Here is an 18060-nt window from a genome sequence, read left to right as displayed (position 1 = left end):
CACCTCTTTGATCAGTAAGCGTCCCGCACTTTCGCGAGACGCGCATTCAGACAGAACCGGCCTTCACCGGCGGCAGGATTGCCGCCGGAGCGGCCTTCGCATTCCAAAATATACCCGGAGAGGGACTGGATATGAATATTTCCAGATTTTTTGTCGACCGGCCGGTATTCGCCGGCGTCTTGTCGATCCTGATTGTGGTGGCAGGCCTTCTTGGCATGCGCGCCCTGCCGATTTCGGAATATCCCGAAGTCGTTCCGCCATCCGTCGTCGTGCGCGCCACCTATCCCGGTGCGAACCCGACCGTTATCGCTGAAACCGTTGCAACGCCGCTCGAAGAACAGATCAACGGCGTCGAGGACATGCTTTATATGGGCAGCCAGGCAACGTCCGACGGCGTGCTGACGCTGACCGTGACCTTCAAGCTCGGCACAGATCCCGACAAGGCGCAGCAGCTTGTGCAGAACCGCGTGTCGCAGGCCGAACCGCGCCTACCGGCGGAAGTCCGCGCACTCGGCATCACCACCGTCAAGAGCTCACCCGACTTCATCATGGTCGTCAATCTCGTCTCGAAGACCGACGCCTATGACATCACCTATCTGCGTAACTACGCTACGCTGAACGTCAAGGACCGGCTTGCCCGCATCGAAGGTGTCGGCCAGGTTCAGGTCTTCGGCGCAGGTGACTATTCCATGCGCGTCTGGCTCGACCCGCAGAAAGTCGCCGAGCACGATCTGGCAGCCAGCGACGTTTCCGACGCCATCCGCCAGCAGAACGTTCAGGCCGCTGCCGGCGTCATCGGCGCTTCCCCAAGCCCGAACGGCGTCGACCTGCAGCTCAACGTCAATGCGCAGGGCCGTCTGACGACGCCGGAGGAATTCGGCAACATCATCGTCAAGAGCGGCGCCAACGGTGAAATCACCCGCCTGCGCGATGTCGCCCGCATCGAACTCGGTGCGGCCGATTACACGCTGCGTTCGCTGCTGGACGGCGAACCCGCCGTGGCTGTCGCGGTGCTTCAGGCCCCCGGCTCCAACGCCATCGAAATCGCCGACAATGTCCGCGCCACGATGGACAATCTGCAGCTGGCAATGCCTGACGGTGTGAAATACGAGATCGTCTACGACACGACGAAATTCGTGCGCTCCTCCATCGAGAAGGTTGTCGATACACTCCTCGAGGCCGTTGGCCTCGTGGTGCTCGTCGTCATCCTCTTCCTGCAGACATGGCGCGCCTCGATCATTCCGCTGATCGCCGTTCCGGTCTCGATCATCGGCACCTTCGCCGTCATGTATGCCTTCGGTTTCTCCATCAACGCGCTGACGTTGTTCGGGCTCGTGCTCGCCATCGGCATCGTGGTGGATGACGCGATCGTGGTCGTCGAAAACGTCGAACGAAACATCGAAAACGGGCTCTCGCCGCGTGACGCCACCTATAAGGCGATGCGGGAAGTGTCCGGGCCGATCATCGCGATCGCGCTGGTTCTGGTCGCGGTCTTCGTGCCGCTTGCCTTCATCTCTGGCCTGTCCGGCCAGTTCTACCGGCAGTTCGCACTGACCATCGCCATATCCACCGTCATTTCGGCCATCAACTCGCTGACGCTGTCGCCCGCTCTTGCAGCCCTGCTGCTGAAGGAACACGGCGCACCGAAAGACTGGCTGACCCGCTTCATGGATAAAATCCTCGGCTGGTTCTTCCGCGGCTTCAACCGCGCCTTCGGTGCCGCCTCCAACGGCTATGGCAAGACCGTGGGCGGGCTGGTGACGCGTAAGAGCCTTGTCATGATGGTCTATATGGCGCTGGTGGCCGCCACTTACGGCATGTTCACCACCGTCCCGAGCGGCTTCGTGCCGGCGCAGGACAAGCAGTACCTGATCGGCTTCGCCCAGCTTCCGGACGGCGCAACGCTCGACCGCACGGAAAGCGTCATCAAGCGGATGAGCGACATCGCGCTCGAAACACCCGGCGTCAGCCACGCCATCGCCTTCCCGGGCCTGTCGATCAACGGCTTCACCATCGGCTCCAATTCCGGCATCGTCTTTGCGGTTCTCGATGACTTCGAAAAACGCAAGACACCGGAACTGTCCGGCGGCGCCATCGCCATGCAGCTGAACCAGAAATATGCGGGCATTCAGGATGCCTTCATCGCCATGTTCCCGCCGCCGCCGGTAAACGGTCTCGGCCAGACGGGCGGCTTCAAGCTGCAGATCGAAGACCGCGCCGGCTACGGCTACCAGACGCTCGATGAAGCGACGAAGGCAGTGATCGGCAAGGCCTATCAGACGCCGGAACTCGCAGGCATCTTCTCCAGCTACCAGATCAACGTGCCGCAGCTCTTCGCCGATCTCGACCGCGCCAAGGCGGAACAGCTGGGCGTTTCCGTCAGCGACGTCTTCCAGACGCTCCAGATTTATCTCGGCTCGCTCTATGTCAACGACTTCAATGCTTTCGGACGGACATACAGCGTGCGGGTTCAGGCGGATTCCCAGTTCCGCGCCCATGCCGAAGATATCGGTCGCCTGAAGGTTCGCTCCGCATCGGGTCAGATGATCCCGCTGTCGACGCTCTTGAAGGTAAATGCGACGACGGGGCCGGAGCGCACCAACCGTTATAACGGCTTCCTTGCGGCCGATATCAACGGCGGTCCGGCGCCGGGCTTCTCCTCGGGACAGGCGCAGGCGGCGATTGAAAAAATCCTTGCCGAAACCCTGCCCGCCGGTGTCGACTACGAATGGACGGACCTGACCTACCAGCAGATTCTGGCCGGCAATTCCAGCATCGTGGTCTTCCCCTTGGCGCTGCTGCTCGTCTATCTCGTGCTCGCCGCGCAATATGAAAGCCTCACCTTGCCGATTGCGATCATTCTGATCGTCCCGCTCGGTGTGCTTGCGGCCCTCACGGGTGTCTGGCTGACGGGAGGGGATAACAACATCTTTACGCAGATCGGCCTTGTCGTCCTTGTCGGTCTCTCGGCGAAGAACGCGATCCTGATCGTGGAATTCGCCCGGGAGCTGGAATTCGAAGGACGAACGCCGCTTCAGGCGGCCATCGAGGCAAGCCGGCTTCGCCTGCGCCCGATCCTGATGACATCGCTTGCCTTCATCATGGGCGTGGTGCCGCTGGTCGTCTCCACCGGTGCAGGTGCGGAAATGCGTGCGGCCATGGGTGTCGCGGTGTTCTCCGGCATGATCGGCGTAACGTTCTTTGGCATCTTCATGACACCGGTCTTCTACGTGCTGGTGCGTAGGCTGGCGGGCAATCGTCCGCTCATCCAGCACAAGCAGGACGAACCGGCCAATTCGGACTACAAGCTCGAAAAAGCCGGCTGAGACCGCACTCCCATCCACCGCCACCTTCGAAGCAAGCCCGCCGCGCATCCCCCGATGCGCGGCGTTTTTTATGGCTGGAAACGTCTATGCGACTCCACTGAAATAGAATCAGTTTCAAATGCTTAAGCGGGAAAATCACCTATATTGTCCCGCATTGAACCTGTCAAAAATCAATATATCCGCACCAACTCGACGAAGCTGCAAGAAACGATGCTATTTTATGCTTTGTATTTTGTGGTAAATTCTCAAGAACAGGGTGATTCGGACTAAATGATTTAGTTCAGGGGCTGCATGATGGAGCAGGAATACGAAAACTGGGCAACGACCGTTGCCTATTCGATAGTGATGCATGAAGGTCTGGATCTGGCGCTTTCCGCGCAGAACCTGGACAGAAGCAAGACCAGAAACAACCGTGAGCGGCTGATGGAAGCCATTCGCACATCATTGCTGGAAGCCCGTTCGCGCAGCCATCTGACGGCAGCGTAACGACTTCCCCCTTGCCTGGGTCCGGTCTCTTGCTTGCGGCATATCTTCCGCAGCGGTATCAGGCCGGAAGCAGGTCGGTCCGCACCGCGGCCTTCAGCGGCAGATGATCCGAGGCGATGCGCGCCAGTGCGCTGTCATGCGCCTCCACCTGCTCTATCAGTCCTTCACGATTGGCGATGATCCTGTCGAGCGCCAGCACCGGCAGGTTGGACGGAAAGCTCGGCACCGCCGGCGGCAAGGCGCCAAACGCATCCCTGAACGTATTGAGCGACGACCCGTTGCCGAGACGCCATTCGTTCAGGTCTCCCATGAGGATGGTCGCGCATTCGTTGCGTGCTTCCAGAAGGCCGATCAACGCTTTCGCCTGCTGGGCGCGGGAATGTCTGAGAAGCCCGAAATGGGCGGCGATGACCCGCAGCGTGCCGCCACTTTTCAGATCCAGCTCCACGACGAGCGCGCCGCGCGGCTCCAGCCCCGGCAATTTCAGCGTATGCACATCCCTCACCGCCCCTTCCTTGAACAGCACGACATTGCCGTGCCAGCCATGCGCCTTCACGCCGGCCTGCACGGGCACGGGGATGAGGCCGCTTTCCCGCTCCAGCCGCGCGAGATCGAGCAGGCCGGTACGCTCTCCGAAACGGCTATCCGCTTCCTGAAGGGCGATGATGTCAGCGCCGATTTCCTGAATGACGCGGCTGGTGCGATCGGGATCGAACTTGCGGTCACGGCCGACGCATTTATGCACATTGTAGGAGGCGATGACGGGGAAGGAATGATCTTTCGTCGCTGGCGCGGCATTCTGGCGCTGGCGACGGTCGCGCAACGACTGCATGACGAAGGCGGACAGGCTGGTGTTTTTCGTCAAAGCCGTTTTTTCATCATCCAGCAAACCGTTCTTTTTCACGCGTCGATGCCTCCGGTCTCGCGCAGCGCCCTGTCGGACGCACCGCACTCTAAAGATAAGGCGAAGCGAGCCACAGGACACGCTCCACAAAACGGACAACGAATGGCCGCGCATTCAGTTCGCTGAGCCGCACGGGCAAGGCGGTTGCCCGTGCATCCAGGATGCGCTCGCCGATTGTCGCGGCGAATTCCTCACCCATAACTTCGAGATCGATCTCAAAGTTCAATCGCAGCGAACGCGGATCGAGATTGGAAGAGCCAATGTAGCTCCAGCGCCCGTCGATCACCAGAAGCTTGGAATGATTGAAAGCCCCCGTCGCCCGCCAGATGCGGCAATAATTCTTCAGCATCTGGTCGAACTGCGCCGTCATCGCCCTGTCCACAAGCACCAGATTGTTGCTTTTCGGCACGATGATATCCACCACGACTCCCCGCCTTGCTGCGGTTATGAGCGCCGAAATAAGCTCCCGATCGGGGAGAAAATAGGGCGACATGATGAGAATGGAGGAGCGCGCGACGGAAAACGCGCCCATCAGCATCTTGTGACTGGTCTCGATGCTTTTGTCTGGCCCGGAGGAACAGACGCGGGCAACGATCTGCGAACCCGGCACGCCATCGGGAATGGCGATATCCCAGACCGGCGCATCCAGAAGCTCCCTTGTCGTGAAGCGCCAATCCTCCGCCGCGATGGAGAAAAAATCCGATACGACCGGCCCGGTGATCTTGAAATGCGTGTCGTGCGACTGGCTTTCGCCACCGAATTCCTGGGTGAAACCCTCGCGGATATTCATGCCGCCGCTGAACGCAATGCGCCCGTCCACCACGAGGATCTTGCGGTGGGTGCGCAGATTGGCATAGGGCAGCCGCAGCCCCATGATGACATTGCCGTTAAAGACATCGCAGACGATGCCCTTTTCCCTGAGCGTCGGCAGGATGCTCGGCACCGAGTAACGCGCACCCACGGCATCCACCAGCACCCGCACCTCCACGCCGCGAAACTTCGCCCTTTCGAGCGCCGCGACAAAGCGGGCGCCGATCCGGTCATTGTCGAAAATATATGTTTCGAGAATGATCGACCGCTTCGCCTCGTCGATGGCCTCCAGCATGGCGGCATAGGCGGCATCCCCCGTCACCAGCGGCTCGATGCCGTTGCCGGTCGTCAGCGCATGGCGCGTCACCCGGTCGCCCAGCGTCTTCATCGCCTCGAAACGGCGTCCGAAGCGTGCGGCTATCGTCTCGCCGCTGGCATCCAGACGCGCCACGCGATCCATGATCTCGTCCTGCATGAAGGACCGCTGCTGGGTGATGCTGGACCGGCGAATGCGGTTGATGCCGGCAATGGCATAGATGACCGCGCCGACGATGGGCGACAGCACGATGACGCCGACCCAACCTAGCGCGGAGCGGACCTCCTCCTTCGTCATCGTGGCATGCACGGCCGCCACGGTTCCCATCAAAATCGAGAGAACGGCAAGAATATGCGGCCAATAGGCAATGACGAGATCGAGCATGGTACAACTATAGAGTACTTCGGCAATCTCGCAATGACAGGCAGGTAGCGCTGGCAGAGACAAAGAACCTGACCGCGCCATGCTTTTGCGGGACAGACCCTTGCGGGATTAACGGTGGAAACCGGCCTTGCGATATGTCATGAGAGCGCATCTTGATCTTTGGGCAGTGGCAAGGCGGGGTGCACTTGCGGGCTTTCTGCCTCGTTTGAAAGCAAGAAGGCCGTGATGCAGGAAAATACACAGGGCGCCGTCATCGTCATTTCCAGCCATGTCATGCGTGGTTCCGTTGGCAATCGCGCCGCAGTCTTTGCGCTGGAGACACTCGGTTATCCCGTCTGGGCGGTGCCCACCATCGTCATGCCCTGGCATCCCGGCCACGGCCCTTCCACCCGGATGCGCTTTCAGGACGACGATTTCGACAAGGCCATGACCGACCTCGAAAACGCCAAATGGATCGGCGAGGTCAAGGCTGTCCTGACCGGTTATTTCGGTAGCGCCGCGCAGGTGCGCTCCGTCGCACGGCTGATCCGCAATCTGAAGGAAAAGAACCCGTCGCTGATTTACGCCTGCGATCCCGTCATGGGCGATCTGGGCGGGCTTTACATTCCGCTCGAGACCGCAGAAGCCATCCGCGATCACCTCATTCCGCTTGCCACCGTCGCCACGCCGAACCGTTATGAACTGGCCTGGATGAGCGGCGCGGAGCTCGAGACCAACAATGCCATCATGGATGCAGCGCTCGCGCTGGGCCCACCGAAAATGCTGGTCACCTCGGCCGTGCCGATGATGACGGGCGGCACCGGCAATCTTTATCTCAGCGGCCGCCACGCGCTGCTTGCCGAACATCGCGCCATTGAGAATGCGCCGAACGGTCTCGGCGATCTGATGTCGGCGCTGTTCCTCGCCCGTCTGCTGGAAGGCATGGATGACGAAAAGGCGCTGCAGCTCGCAACCGCCAGCGTGTTCGAAATTCTGGCGCGCACCAAAAAACGCGACATGAACGAACTGACGCTGGAGACGGACTCTTCAAGTCTCTCCACACCCATGGCCATGGTGCAGATGCGCCATCTCTTGCATCCTTCGCGCAGCAAGCGCAAATAGCGGCTAGAGCATTTCCAGGAAAAGTGGCCCTCGGTTTTCCGTCCGGAAATGCGGCAAACAAGGAGTTGGAGCGGTTTCGCGGTTCGAAGAAAGGCGAAAATGCTCCAAAGGATTGGTCTTCAACGCACCGAGTTCTTTTCTTGATCTCGGTCCAACCACAACGGTACTGCGATAGATGAAAGATTTTCCGGAAACCCTTCTCAACGGCTACAAGAACTTCATGAGCGGCCGCTATGTCGACGAGCGCGAAAGATACCGCGTTCTGGCCGATACCGGACAGAAGCCGCAGACCCTGTTCATTGCCTGTTGTGACTCCCGCTCCGCGCCGGAAACCATTTTCGACTGCGGACCGGGAGAGCTTTTCGTCGTCCGCAACGTCGCCAACATGGTACCGCCCTTCGAGCCGGACGGGCAGTACCACGCCACCTCGGCGGCCATCGAATATGCCGTTCAGGTTCTGAAGGTGAAGGATATCGTCGTCATGGGCCATGGCCGCTGCGGCGGCATTCAGGCAGCGCTCGATCCCAATCTCGAGCCGCTGTCGCCGGGCGATTTCATCGGCAAATGGATGAACATGGTCAAATCAGCGGCCGAGCAAATCCAGAGCAACGACGTGATGACCGCCTCCGAGCGGCAGACGGCACTGGAACGCGTCTCCATCCGCAACTCCATCGCCAATCTGCGCGGCTTCCCCTTCGTCAAGGCACAGGAAACCGCCGGCAAGGTGAAGCTGCACGGCGCATGGTTCGATATTTCGACCGGCGAATTGTGGGTGATGGACAGCAAAACGGGCGATTTTCGTCGCCCGGATCTGTGAATGAAGCGGGCTTGCACTATTGGGCACCTTTTAGGCCCCGCTCCAGTAACTCCCGTCATCCTCGGGCTTGTCCCGAGGATCTAACCACCTCGCACAAAATCGGAACGTTGCAGATCCTCGGGACAAGCCCGAGGATGACGTCGAAAATGCGGATAAAGCCTTGTTATCACAAGGCCTTTCAAACCTAAGACCTTATTGGCCGTCAATCGCCTTGCCGATGAAGGCGATGGCCTGCTGGTAGACGCTTGCGGCGTTCCAGCCCTGGATGGCGGCGTAATTCGCCTGTCCCTGCTGATAACCGGCGCCACGCTGCCAGCCATGGCCGACAAGGAAGTTCGCGGTGGAAGCCAGCGCATCGGCGCGCGAACCGACCAGATCGATACGGCCGTCGCGGTCGAAATCCACGCCGTAACGCACGACATTCAGCGGCAGGAACTGCGTCTGGCCGATTTCGCCATGGGCCGCACCCTTGGCATTGACGTTCAGCGAACCGCTGCCGACGAGCTTGAGGGCCGCATAAAGCTGCTCGGTGAAATAATCCGAACGACGGCAATCGAAGGAGAGCGTCGCCACGGCGGAAAGCGTGTGCTGGTTGCCCATGAAGCCGCCAAAGCCGGTTTCCATGCCCCAGATGGCGAGCAGCGGACCGGCCGGCACGCCATAGGCGCGCTCGATGGAAGCAAAGAGAGAAGCGTTGTTCTTCTTCATGGTCTTGCCGCGCGAAATGATCGTCTGACCGCCGCGCTTCTGCATGAACTGTTCGAAGGAGAGCTTGAAGCTGTGCTGGCCGCGATCTGCGCGGATCGTCGCCTGGTTGTAGGAGACGCCGGAGAAAGCCCGGTCGAGTACCGAGGCGCTGACGCCGCGGCCCGCCGCTTCCTGCTTGAAGGCGCCGACCCAGGCATCGAAGCCCGCCGAAGTGTTGCCGCATTGCGCAGCCATAACCGGCGTCGCTGCCAGAACCGAAACCATGGCCACACCAGCCAGAATTACCTTCATTGCCCGCATCAAAATCTGCCTTCGATATCCTTTGGGGAATTTTTCCCGAGAACCAAACCGTCAATACTGTATGATTCAGGTGCCAAAACTGTCTTTTGGCGGCCTAAATTGCCTTTCGGCAGCAAGGCCTGCAAATAAACTGGCCGTGATCGTCGCCAATTATGAAACCCGCCTGCCCCACACAGAACAGACGGGTTATACTTAACGAACCTTAAAAAATGGTATCAGGCTGCCGCCTTGCGGGGCTTGATGAAACCACGATTGATCAAGAGTTCGGCGATCTGTACGGCGTTGAGAGCCGCACCCTTGCGCAGATTGTCGGAAACAACCCACAGGTTGAGGCCGTTTTCGACCGTCGCATCTTCGCGGATGCGCGAGATATAGGTCGCGTCCTCACCGGCGGATTCAACCGGGGTGATGTAGCCGCCGTTTTCACGCTTGTCGATGACGAGGCAACCCGGCGCTTCGCGCAGGATATCGCGCGCCTGATCGGCGGTGATCTCGTTTTCGAACTCGATATTGACCGATTCCGAATGGCCGATGAAGACGGGAACGCGCACGGCCGTGCAGGTTACCTTGATCTTCGGGTCGAGCATCTTCTTGGTTTCGGCCAGAACCTTCCACTCTTCCTTGGTGTAGCCGTCTTCCATGAAGACGTCGATATGCGGAATGACGTTGAAGGCGATGCGCTTGGTGAACTTCTTGGCTTCGACCGGATCGGCCACGAAGACGGCGCGGGTCTGCTGGAACAGCTCGTCCATGCCGTCCTTGCCGGCGCCGGAAACCGACTGGTAGGTGGAGACGACGACGCGCTTGATCTTGGCGAAGTCATGCAGCGGCTTCAGCGCGACGACGAGCTGTGCCGTGGAGCAATTCGGGTTGGCGATGATGTTCTTCTTGGTGAAGCCCGCAACCGCATCGGCATTGACTTCCGGAACGATCAGCGGAACGTCCTGATCGTAGCGCCATGCGGAAGAGTTGTCGATGACGACGCAGCCCTGCTGGCCGATCTTCGGCGACCACTTCTTGGAAACATCGCCGCCAGCCGACATCAGGCAAATATCCGTGTCGGAAAAATCGTAGTTCTCGAGGTTCGAGACCTTCAGCGTGCGGTCGCCATAGGAGACTTCCGTGCCCTGCGAGCGGGCGGAAGCGAGCGGCACGACTTCATCGGCGGGGAAACCGCGTTCGGCCAGGATATTGAGCATTTCGCGACCGACGTTGCCGGTGGCGCCTGCAATTGCAACTTTGAAACCCATGATCAAGCTCTCTTTCTGTCTCTCCTCTTTTTGGTGAGGTGGGAACCCGCATCAGATCGCGGCTTCCTCGATCCCCAGCCAAACCGGGGAGAGAGCGGTGGCCAGAGACGTTAGACGGTTTTAATCGTCGTTTTGGCCGTAATTCGGGTAGAATGAGAAAGGCGCGGATCATCGCCGGCGGATTGTGCCGGTCCTTCCATGACGAACATGTCTGCAACATGCATGCGCAAGGTGATGCTCCTTCTTCGCGAGAAGCTATTAGAAGGTTTCTTGTTTGTGTCAAGAAAAAAGGCGCGTTTGGAGACGCCTTGCGCAAGACGTCAAATCGGCTTCGCGACATTTTCGGGACGCCTTGCATTAGACTAAAGTCATAATCCGAAAGCATCGCTCTTATTGCAGTTAATTTTCTGTCACTCTGACACTCCGCGCATTGCACCCTTATGGGGAGTCCGGAGGAGAGAGATGGGCTCCGCAATGCGCCAATTGGGACATCTGTGGAGGACAGACAATGGCAGATATTGCAGCCGTGAGCGGCGCCGCCCGTCCAATGACGGGTGAAGAGAAGAAGGTGATTTTCGCCTCTTCTCTCGGAACAGTCTTCGAATGGTACGATTTTTATCTGTACGGCTCGCTCGCGATCTATATCGGCGCGAACTTCTTCAGCCAATATCCGGAAACGACACGCAACATCTTTGCGCTGCTGGCCTTCGCCGCCGGCTTCCTCGTGCGCCCCTTCGGCGCGCTGGTATTCGGCCGTCTGGGCGACATTGTCGGCCGCAAATATACCTTCCTCATCACCATCCTCATCATGGGCGTTTCGACCTTCCTCGTCGGCGTCCTGCCCGGCGCATCGCAGATCGGCATTGCCGCTCCGATCATCCTGATCGCGCTGCGCATGCTGCAGGGTCTGGCGCTCGGCGGTGAATATGGCGGTGCGGCAACGTATGTCGCCGAACATGCACCGAACGGCCGCAGGGGTTATTACACCTCGTGGATCCAGACGACGGCGACGCTCGGCCTGTTCCTGTCGCTGGTGGTCATTCTCGGCGTGCAGTTCGCACTCGGCAAGGAAGCCTTCGCCGCCTGGGGCTGGCGCATCCCCTTCCTCGTTTCCGTTCTGCTGCTCGGCGTATCGGTCTGGATTCGTCTGAAAATGAATGAATCCCCCGCCTTCAAGAAGATGAAGGAAGAAGGAAAAACCTCCAAGGCGCCGCTCAGTGAAGCCTTCGGCCAGTGGAAAAACGCCAAGATCGCGCTCATCGCGCTTGTCGGCGCCGTCATCGGCCAGGCCGTTGTCTGGTATACGGGCCAGTTCTACGCGCTGTTCTTCCTGCAGAGCATCCTGAAGGTCGACGGCCAGTCCGCCAACATCATGGTAGCGGCAGCACTCATCCTCGGCACCAGCTTCTTCGTCATCTTCGGCTGGCTTTCCGACAAGATCGGCCGCAAGCCGATCATCATGGCCGGTCTCATCCTTGCCATGCTGACCTACTTCCCGCTGTTCAAGGCACTGACATGGGCCGGCAACCCGGCGCTTGCGCAAGCCCAGTCCACCGTTCGCGCCACCGTGACCGCAGCCCCCGGCGACTGCAAGTTCCAGTTCAACCCGACGGGCACGGCGAAATTCACCACATCCTGCGATATCGCCACCTCGTTCCTGACGCGCAACTCCGTTCCCTATGACGTGGTTGCAGGAGCAGCCGGCCAGCCGGCCAGCATCAAGATCGGCGATGCGACCATCGCCAGCTACGATGCGGCGGCCGCCGGCGCGGATGCGGCAGCCAAGGACAAGGCCTTCCAGAAACAGGTCAACATGGCGCTTCACGATGGCGGCTACCCGCTGGTGCGCGGCGCGGCACAGGTGCCGGACGCGAAACTGGATGCCTTCATTGCCGCAAACCCTGAGCTTAACCTCAATGCGGAGGCCGTTCGCGCTGCCGACAAGAAAATGGTCGCGACCGACAAGCTGGTGGCGGACAAGCTGCTGACACCGGCAGAAGCCGCTGGTGCCGCGGAAATGGCCGTCTACACCGTAGCCGGTGGCGGCACCTTCTCCATGGTGGCCGATCCGGCCGCCGTGAACTGGGTCGTCATCATCGCGGTTCTGACCGTCCTCGTCATCTACGTGACGATGGTCTACGGCCCGATCGCGGCCCTGCTGGTCGAACTGTTCCCGACCCGCATCCGCTACTCCGGCATGTCGCTGCCATACCACATCGGCAACGGCTGGTTCGGCGGCCTTCTGCCCGCCACCGCCTTTGCGATGAGCGCGGCGAAGGGCGACATCTATTACGGCCTCTGGTACCCGATCATCTTCGCAGGCATCACACTGGTCGTCGGCCTGCTGTTCCTCCCGGAAACCAAGGATCGCGATATCCACGCCATGGATTGAGCCATACCCTGTTTGACATTTTCGGAACCCGGCGCTGAAGCGCCGGGTTCTTTTATTGCGCGGTACGTCCGCATATCGAACAAGACTGTCGCAGCGGGCTGTCATTCCGTCGCAGGCAAGACAAAATCAATATGGAGACAAAGCCCCCCTGAATAGGTTATGACCCCCCTATATTATCAGGCAGAGGGAGAGCCATTTTGAGAATCGGGACACCTAAGGAATTATATGAGGGCGAGGCGCGCGTCGGCATGACGCCCGACAGCGCCCAGGCATTGCAGAAACTCGGATATGATTGCATTCTTGAAACCGGTGCAGGCAAGGCGGCGGGATTTTCCGACGACGCCTATCGCGCAGCCGGTGTAACGATCGTCGACAGCGCCGATGCGCTTTACGTCGGTTCCGACATCATCGCCAAGGTTCGCCCGCCGGAAACGTCGGAGATTGATCGCCTGTCTTCGGACAAGACGCTGATCTCGTTCTTCTATCCCGCCCAGAACAAGGACCTTCTGGAGCAGGCGAAGGAAAAGGGCGCAAATGTCATCGCCATGGACATGGTGCCGCGCATTTCCCGCGCCCAGAAAATGGACGCCCTGTCCTCCATGGCCAATATCGCCGGTTATCGTGCGGTCATCGAGGCCGGCAATAATTTCGGCCGCTTCTTCACCGGTCAGGTCACCGCCGCCGGCAAGGTGCCGCCCGCCAAAGTTCTGGTCATCGGCGCAGGTGTTGCCGGTCTTGCCGCCATCGGCACGGCCACATCGCTCGGCGCCATTACCTATGCCTTCGACGTTCGCCCGGAAGTGGCCGAACAGATCGAATCCATGGGCGCGGAATTCGTCTATCTCGATTTCGCCGATCAGCAGCAGGACGGCGCCGCCACCGGCGGTTACGCCGCTCCCTCCTCGCCGGAATTCCGCGAGAAGCAGCTCGAAAAATTCCGCGAACTCGCTCCGCAGATCGATATCGTCATTACCACGGCGCTCATTCCGGGCCGCGACGCCCCGAAACTGTGGCTCGCCGACATGGTGGCAATGATGAAGCCGGGTTCGGTCATCATCGACCTCGCCGCCGAGCGCGGCGGCAATTGCGACCTCACGGTTCCCGACCAGCGCGTCGTCTCAGAGAATGGCGTCATCGTCATCGGCTATACGGATTTCCCGAGCCGCATGGCGACACAGGCCTCGACGCTCTATTCCACCAACATCCGCCACATGATGACCGATCTGACGCCCGCCAAGGACGGCAAGCCGGTTCACAACATGGAAGACGACGTCATCCGCGGTGCGACGGTCACCTATCAGGGTGAAATTACTTATCCCCCGCCGCCGCCGAAAATTCAGGCGATTGCCGCGCAAAAGCCGAAGGAAAGAGCAAAAGAACTCACGCCTGAGGAAAAGCACGCCAAGGAACACGCGGACTTCAAGGCGCAGACGAAAAGCCAGGTTGGCCTGCTCGCCGTCGGTACGGCGATCCTGCTTCTGGTGGGCGCTTTCGCGCCGGCAAGCTTCATGAGCCACTTCATCGTTTTCGTGCTGGCCTGCTTCGTCGGTTTCCAGGTCATCTGGAATGTCAGCCACTCGCTGCACACGCCACTGATGGCGGTGACGAACGCGATTTCCGGCATCGTCATCATCGGCGCATTGCTGCAGATCGGTTCCGGCAACTGGCTGGTGGTGATCCTCGCCTCGCTTTCCGTCCTGATCGCGACGATCAACATCGTCGGCGGTTTCCTCGTGACACGGCGCATGCTCGCCATGTTCCAGAAGTCCTGAGCCGTGTAGGGGACATTCAATGACCATTGGTATCGTTTCCGCGGCCTATGTTGCCGCAGCCGTTCTTTTCATCCTTTCTCTTGGCGGCCTTTCCGGACAGGAAAGCGCCAAACGCGCCGTCTGGTACGGCATTGTCGGCATGGGTCTCGCCATCGTCGCCACCGTCTTCGGCCCTGAGATCAGCAAGGGCGTCGGACAGTGGCTCGTGGTGCTGCTGATGCTGGCAGGCGGCTCCGTTCTCGGCTACTTCGTCGCAAGCCGCGTGCAGATGACCGAAATGCCGCAGCTCGTTGCAGCCCTTCACTCCTTCGTCGGCCTCGCCGCCGTCTTCATCGGCTTCAACGCCCATATCGAGGAAGCGCATGTCGCCTCGCTCGATGAGACCGCGCGTTCGCTGCTGACGGGCTTTTCCGCCATTCTCGCCCACAAGACGCCGGTGGAACTGGCGATCATGAAGGTCGAGGTCTTCCTTGGCGTCTTCATCGGCGCGGTCACCTTCACGGGCTCGGTCGTCGCCTTCGGCAAGCTTGCCGGCAAGGTGGACGGCAAGGCGAAGAAGCTGCCGGGCGGACATTTGCTCAATGCCGGCGCTGCGATCCTGTCGCTCGTGCTGCTCATCATGTATTGCAACGGCGCAGGCGCGTGGACGCTGGTGCTGATGACGCTTGCCGCCTTCTTCATCGGTTATCACCTGATCATGGGCATCGGCGGCGCCGACATGCCTGTCGTCGTTTCGATGCTGAACAGCTATTCGGGCTGGGCGGCGGCGGCAATCGGCTTTACGCTCGGCAACGATCTGCTGATCGTCACCGGTGCGCTGGTCGGCTCCTCGGGTGCGATCCTCTCCTACATCATGTGCAAGGCGATGAACCGCTCCTTCATCTCGGTCATCCTCGGCGGCTTCGGCGGCACGACGGGCCCAGCGATGGAAATCGAGGGCGAGCAGGTGGCGATCGACGCCGAAGGCGTGGCGGCCGCGCTGAATGACGCCGACAGCGTCATCATCGTTCCCGGCTACGGCATGGCGGTGGCGCAGGCGCAGGCGGCGGTCTCCGAACTGACCCGCAAGCTGCGCGCCGACGGCAAGACCGTGCGCTTCGCCATCCACCCGGTCGCAGGCCGCCTTCCCGGCCACATGAACGTGCTCTTGGCCGAGGCCAAGGTGCCCTACGACATCGTGTTGGAAATGGACGAGATCAACGACGACTTCCCCAATACCGACGTCGTCATCGTCATCGGCTCCAACGACATCGTCAATCCAGCCGCCCAGGACGATCCGAACTCGCCGATTGCCGGCATGCCGGTTCTGGAAGTGTGGAAGTCCAAACTGGTCATCGTCTCCAAGCGCGGCCAGGGCACGGGTTACTCCGGTATCGAGAACCCGCTGTTCTACAAGGACAATACCCGCATGTTCTACGGCGACGCCAAGAAGTCGATCAACGATCTTCTACCGCTGATCAAGTAAATGAAAAGGGCGTTTCCGGGAGGCCGGAAACGCCCTTTCTACATTCCGACAGGGAAAACTCCCGCTGGATCAAAGCACCCGGTAACGCCGGTTGAAATACATCAGCGCCTCATCGCCCGCATTGATCTTCATATCGACGACATCGCAAATCAGAATATCATGCGTGCCGCCGTCATGCGCCTCGCGGATGCGGCAGTCGAAAGAGACAAGCGCGTCCTCCAGAACCGGTGCGCCGGTTTCGAGCACACTCCAGCTCCCGGCGGCGAAACGCTCTTCCGCCGGCGTCTTGCCGCCGAAAAGCGTGCTCAGCACCTCGTGATGGGCAGCGAGCGTGTTGACGCAGACGACGCCATTGGCCTTCACCACCCTGTAAGCGGAAGAATTGCGGTTGAGGCAGATAAGAAGCGTAGGCGGATTGTCGGAAACGCTGCAAACCGCCGTCGCTGCGAAGCCTGCACGGCCTGCCGCACCGTCCGTGGTGACGATATTGACCGCCGCACCGAGCCGCGCCATGGCGTTTCTATAATCGAGGCTGCGCTGCTGTGCAGTCTTCGTCTCCATTTCCGCTTCCTTTTCAAGAGACATCATCTGCATCTAACCCATCCTTCCTTAACAGGCCATCAAGCCAGCACACAGGCGTCTTCGAAGCCAAGGCGGGGCAACCGTCCGAAAAGCTTCGACGGATCGCCATAGCCGAGATTGATCAGGAAATTGGACTTCCATGTCGTGCCTGCGAAAAACGCCGTATCCACCTTGCCTTTGTCGAAACCGGACATCGCCCCGGTATCCAGGCCCAAGGAGCGGGCTGCAAGGATGAGATAACCCGCCTGCAGCGTGGCATTGCGGAAGGCCGTTTCCTCGGCCACGGCCGGGCTGGAGGTGAACCACGAACGGGCATCGGCATGCGGAAACAGCATCGGCAGTTTTTCGTAAAATTCGCGGTCGATGGCGGCGATCACGGTGACGGGTGCTGCCATGGTCTTTTCAAGATTGCCCGACGAAAGCGCCGGCCGCAGTTTTTCTTTCGCTTCCTGGCTGCGCACGAACACGAAACGCCCCGGCGAGCAATTGGCCGAGGTCGGACCCATCTTCGTCAGATCGTAAAGCTCTCTCAGCGTCTCGTCGCCGACCGGCTTGTCAGCCCAGCCATTATGGGTGCGGGCCGCGGTGAAAAGTGCTGCAAGTGCCTTGTCGTCGAGTGCTGTCGTCATTGTCCTAAAAATCCCGTCAGAATGTTCGTGTTGCCGGTAGCAGAAACTGCAAAAGCCGAGCGTTGAAAAGGTCAGCTTCGGTAATATTGACCGCATGCGCCCCGAAATCGAGAAGGCAGAGTTCGCCCTGCGGCAAACCCTCAGCGAGACGCATGGAGCGGGTGTAGGGCACCAGAAGATCGTCTTTCGTGCCCACCACTAGCGCCGGATTGCCGATCTCGCCAAGGCGACTATCGACGTCAAAGGCCCTCAGCGCCGCGATGCGCCGAAGCACATTTGCCTTGCCCTGAAAATGCGCGACGCCATGGGCATCGTCCCGCGCCAGCCGCTCCTGATGTTCCGACATCCACGCGGCCGGATAAAGAAACAGCGGCTGGGCTTTCACGAAAGCCTCGACGCCGGATTTTTCCAGAAGCTCGATCCGCACATCGAAGCAGCGCCCGGAATGCGGATCGGCCTTGCTCCAGGCATTGATCAGAACGAGCCTGTCGATGAGACCGGGTTGGCGCAGCGCGATATCGAGGCCGATCAGACCGCCAAGCGCATGGCCCATGAAGTGGAATTTCTCGAGGTTCAGCGCCGCGACGATTTCCAGCACATCATCCGCCATCGCCGATATGCCGCCATCCAGCGGCACCTCGCCGCCGGTCCTGCCGGTTCCGCGATGGTCGTAGGTGACGATCCGGAAATGATCGGAAAGGGCTTCGATCTGCGGCGCCCAATAGGAGCCCGATCCGCCCAGCCCCGATGACAGCAGGATTGTGGGCGCCTCAGGATCAGTCCGGCCATGAACCTCGAAATGCATCATCTGCCGTTTC

The 18060-nt window shown here is 60.0% G+C and carries 14 protein-coding genes; 7 read left to right on the top strand and 7 right to left on the bottom strand.

Features of this window, described 5'->3' with window-relative positions; genetic code table 11:
* Positions 1–131 precede the first annotated feature (131 nt).
* Complete coding sequence (locus ACQZ5K_RS15480) at positions 132–3326, top strand: efflux RND transporter permease subunit (RefSeq protein WP_003522619.1); 3195 nt, start codon at positions 132–134, stop codon at positions 3324–3326.
* A gap of 291 nt (positions 3327–3617) precedes the next feature.
* Positions 3618–3812, top strand: coding sequence for a hypothetical protein (locus ACQZ5K_RS15475; protein ID WP_003522620.1), 195 nt, complete (start codon positions 3618–3620; stop codon positions 3810–3812).
* Positions 3813–3870: 58 nt separating this feature from the next.
* Here ACQZ5K_RS15475 and ACQZ5K_RS15470 read toward each other — a convergent pair whose 3' ends face one another.
* On the bottom strand, positions 3871–4716 hold the full coding sequence (locus ACQZ5K_RS15470; protein WP_080815877.1) for an endonuclease/exonuclease/phosphatase family protein: 846 nt from the start codon (positions 4714–4716) through the stop codon (positions 3871–3873).
* 49 nt (positions 4717–4765) lie between these two features.
* Entirely contained in the window at positions 4766–6226 is a 1461-nt protein-coding gene (locus ACQZ5K_RS15465; protein ID WP_448740762.1) for a phospholipase D-like domain-containing protein, read from the bottom strand.
* Positions 6227–6451: 225 nt separating this feature from the next.
* On the opposite strand from ACQZ5K_RS15465, the gene pdxY reads away from it, so the two are divergent.
* On the top strand, positions 6452–7327 hold the full coding sequence (gene pdxY, locus ACQZ5K_RS15460; RefSeq protein ID WP_031233580.1) for a pyridoxal kinase PdxY: 876 nt from the start codon (positions 6452–6454) through the stop codon (positions 7325–7327).
* A 175-nt stretch (positions 7328–7502) separates the two neighbouring features.
* Positions 7503–8144 (top strand): carbonic anhydrase, encoded by a 642-nt coding sequence (locus tag ACQZ5K_RS15455; protein ID WP_006312112.1) that lies wholly within the window; start codon positions 7503–7505, stop codon positions 8142–8144.
* 192 nt (positions 8145–8336) lie between these two features.
* Here ACQZ5K_RS15455 and ACQZ5K_RS15450 read toward each other — a convergent pair whose 3' ends face one another.
* A complete protein-coding gene (locus ACQZ5K_RS15450; protein WP_003522625.1) occupies positions 8337–9152 on the bottom strand; it encodes a lytic murein transglycosylase in 816 nt (271 codons plus the stop codon).
* A 215-nt stretch (positions 9153–9367) separates the two neighbouring features.
* Complete coding sequence (locus ACQZ5K_RS15445) at positions 9368–10402, bottom strand: aspartate-semialdehyde dehydrogenase (protein ID WP_448740761.1); 1035 nt, start codon at positions 10400–10402, stop codon at positions 9368–9370.
* 508 nt (positions 10403–10910) lie between these two features.
* Between ACQZ5K_RS15445 and ACQZ5K_RS15440 the strand changes: the two genes are divergently transcribed.
* From ACQZ5K_RS15440 to ACQZ5K_RS15430, 3 genes are all read left to right on the top strand, one after another.
* The gene (locus ACQZ5K_RS15440; RefSeq protein WP_003522627.1) at positions 10911–12794 is read left to right on the top strand and encodes an MFS transporter; all 1884 of its coding nucleotides are present in this window, start codon (positions 10911–10913) and stop codon (positions 12792–12794) included.
* Between the two features lie 197 nt (positions 12795–12991).
* On the top strand, positions 12992–14566 hold the full coding sequence (locus ACQZ5K_RS15435; protein WP_448740760.1) for a Re/Si-specific NAD(P)(+) transhydrogenase subunit alpha: 1575 nt from the start codon (positions 12992–12994) through the stop codon (positions 14564–14566).
* Between the two features lie 19 nt (positions 14567–14585).
* Entirely contained in the window at positions 14586–16031 is a 1446-nt protein-coding gene (locus ACQZ5K_RS15430) for an NAD(P)(+) transhydrogenase (Re/Si-specific) subunit beta (RefSeq protein WP_003522629.1), read from the top strand.
* Positions 16032–16100: 69 nt separating this feature from the next.
* Here the strand turns inward: ACQZ5K_RS15430 and rutF are convergent, their stop codons facing one another.
* The 3 genes from rutF to rutD are packed head-to-tail and all read right to left on the bottom strand — an operon-like array spanning position 16101 to position 18050.
* A complete protein-coding gene (gene rutF, locus ACQZ5K_RS15425; RefSeq protein ID WP_448740759.1) occupies positions 16101–16625 on the bottom strand; it encodes an NADH-dependent FMN reductase RutF in 525 nt (174 codons plus the stop codon).
* Positions 16626–16651: 26 nt separating this feature from the next.
* Entirely contained in the window at positions 16652–17242 is a 591-nt protein-coding gene (locus ACQZ5K_RS15420; RefSeq protein ID WP_020810327.1) for a malonic semialdehyde reductase, read from the bottom strand.
* Positions 17243–17258: 16 nt separating this feature from the next.
* Positions 17259–18050, bottom strand: coding sequence for a pyrimidine utilization protein D (gene rutD, locus ACQZ5K_RS15415; protein WP_448740758.1), 792 nt, complete (start codon positions 18048–18050; stop codon positions 17259–17261).
* Positions 18051–18060: the final 10 nt, after the last annotated feature.

This window comes from Agrobacterium sp. 22-226-1 (assembly GCF_053522345.1).
The sequence above is the reverse complement of the archived record's forward strand: the minus strand, read 5'-3'. Positions and strand labels throughout refer to the sequence as shown.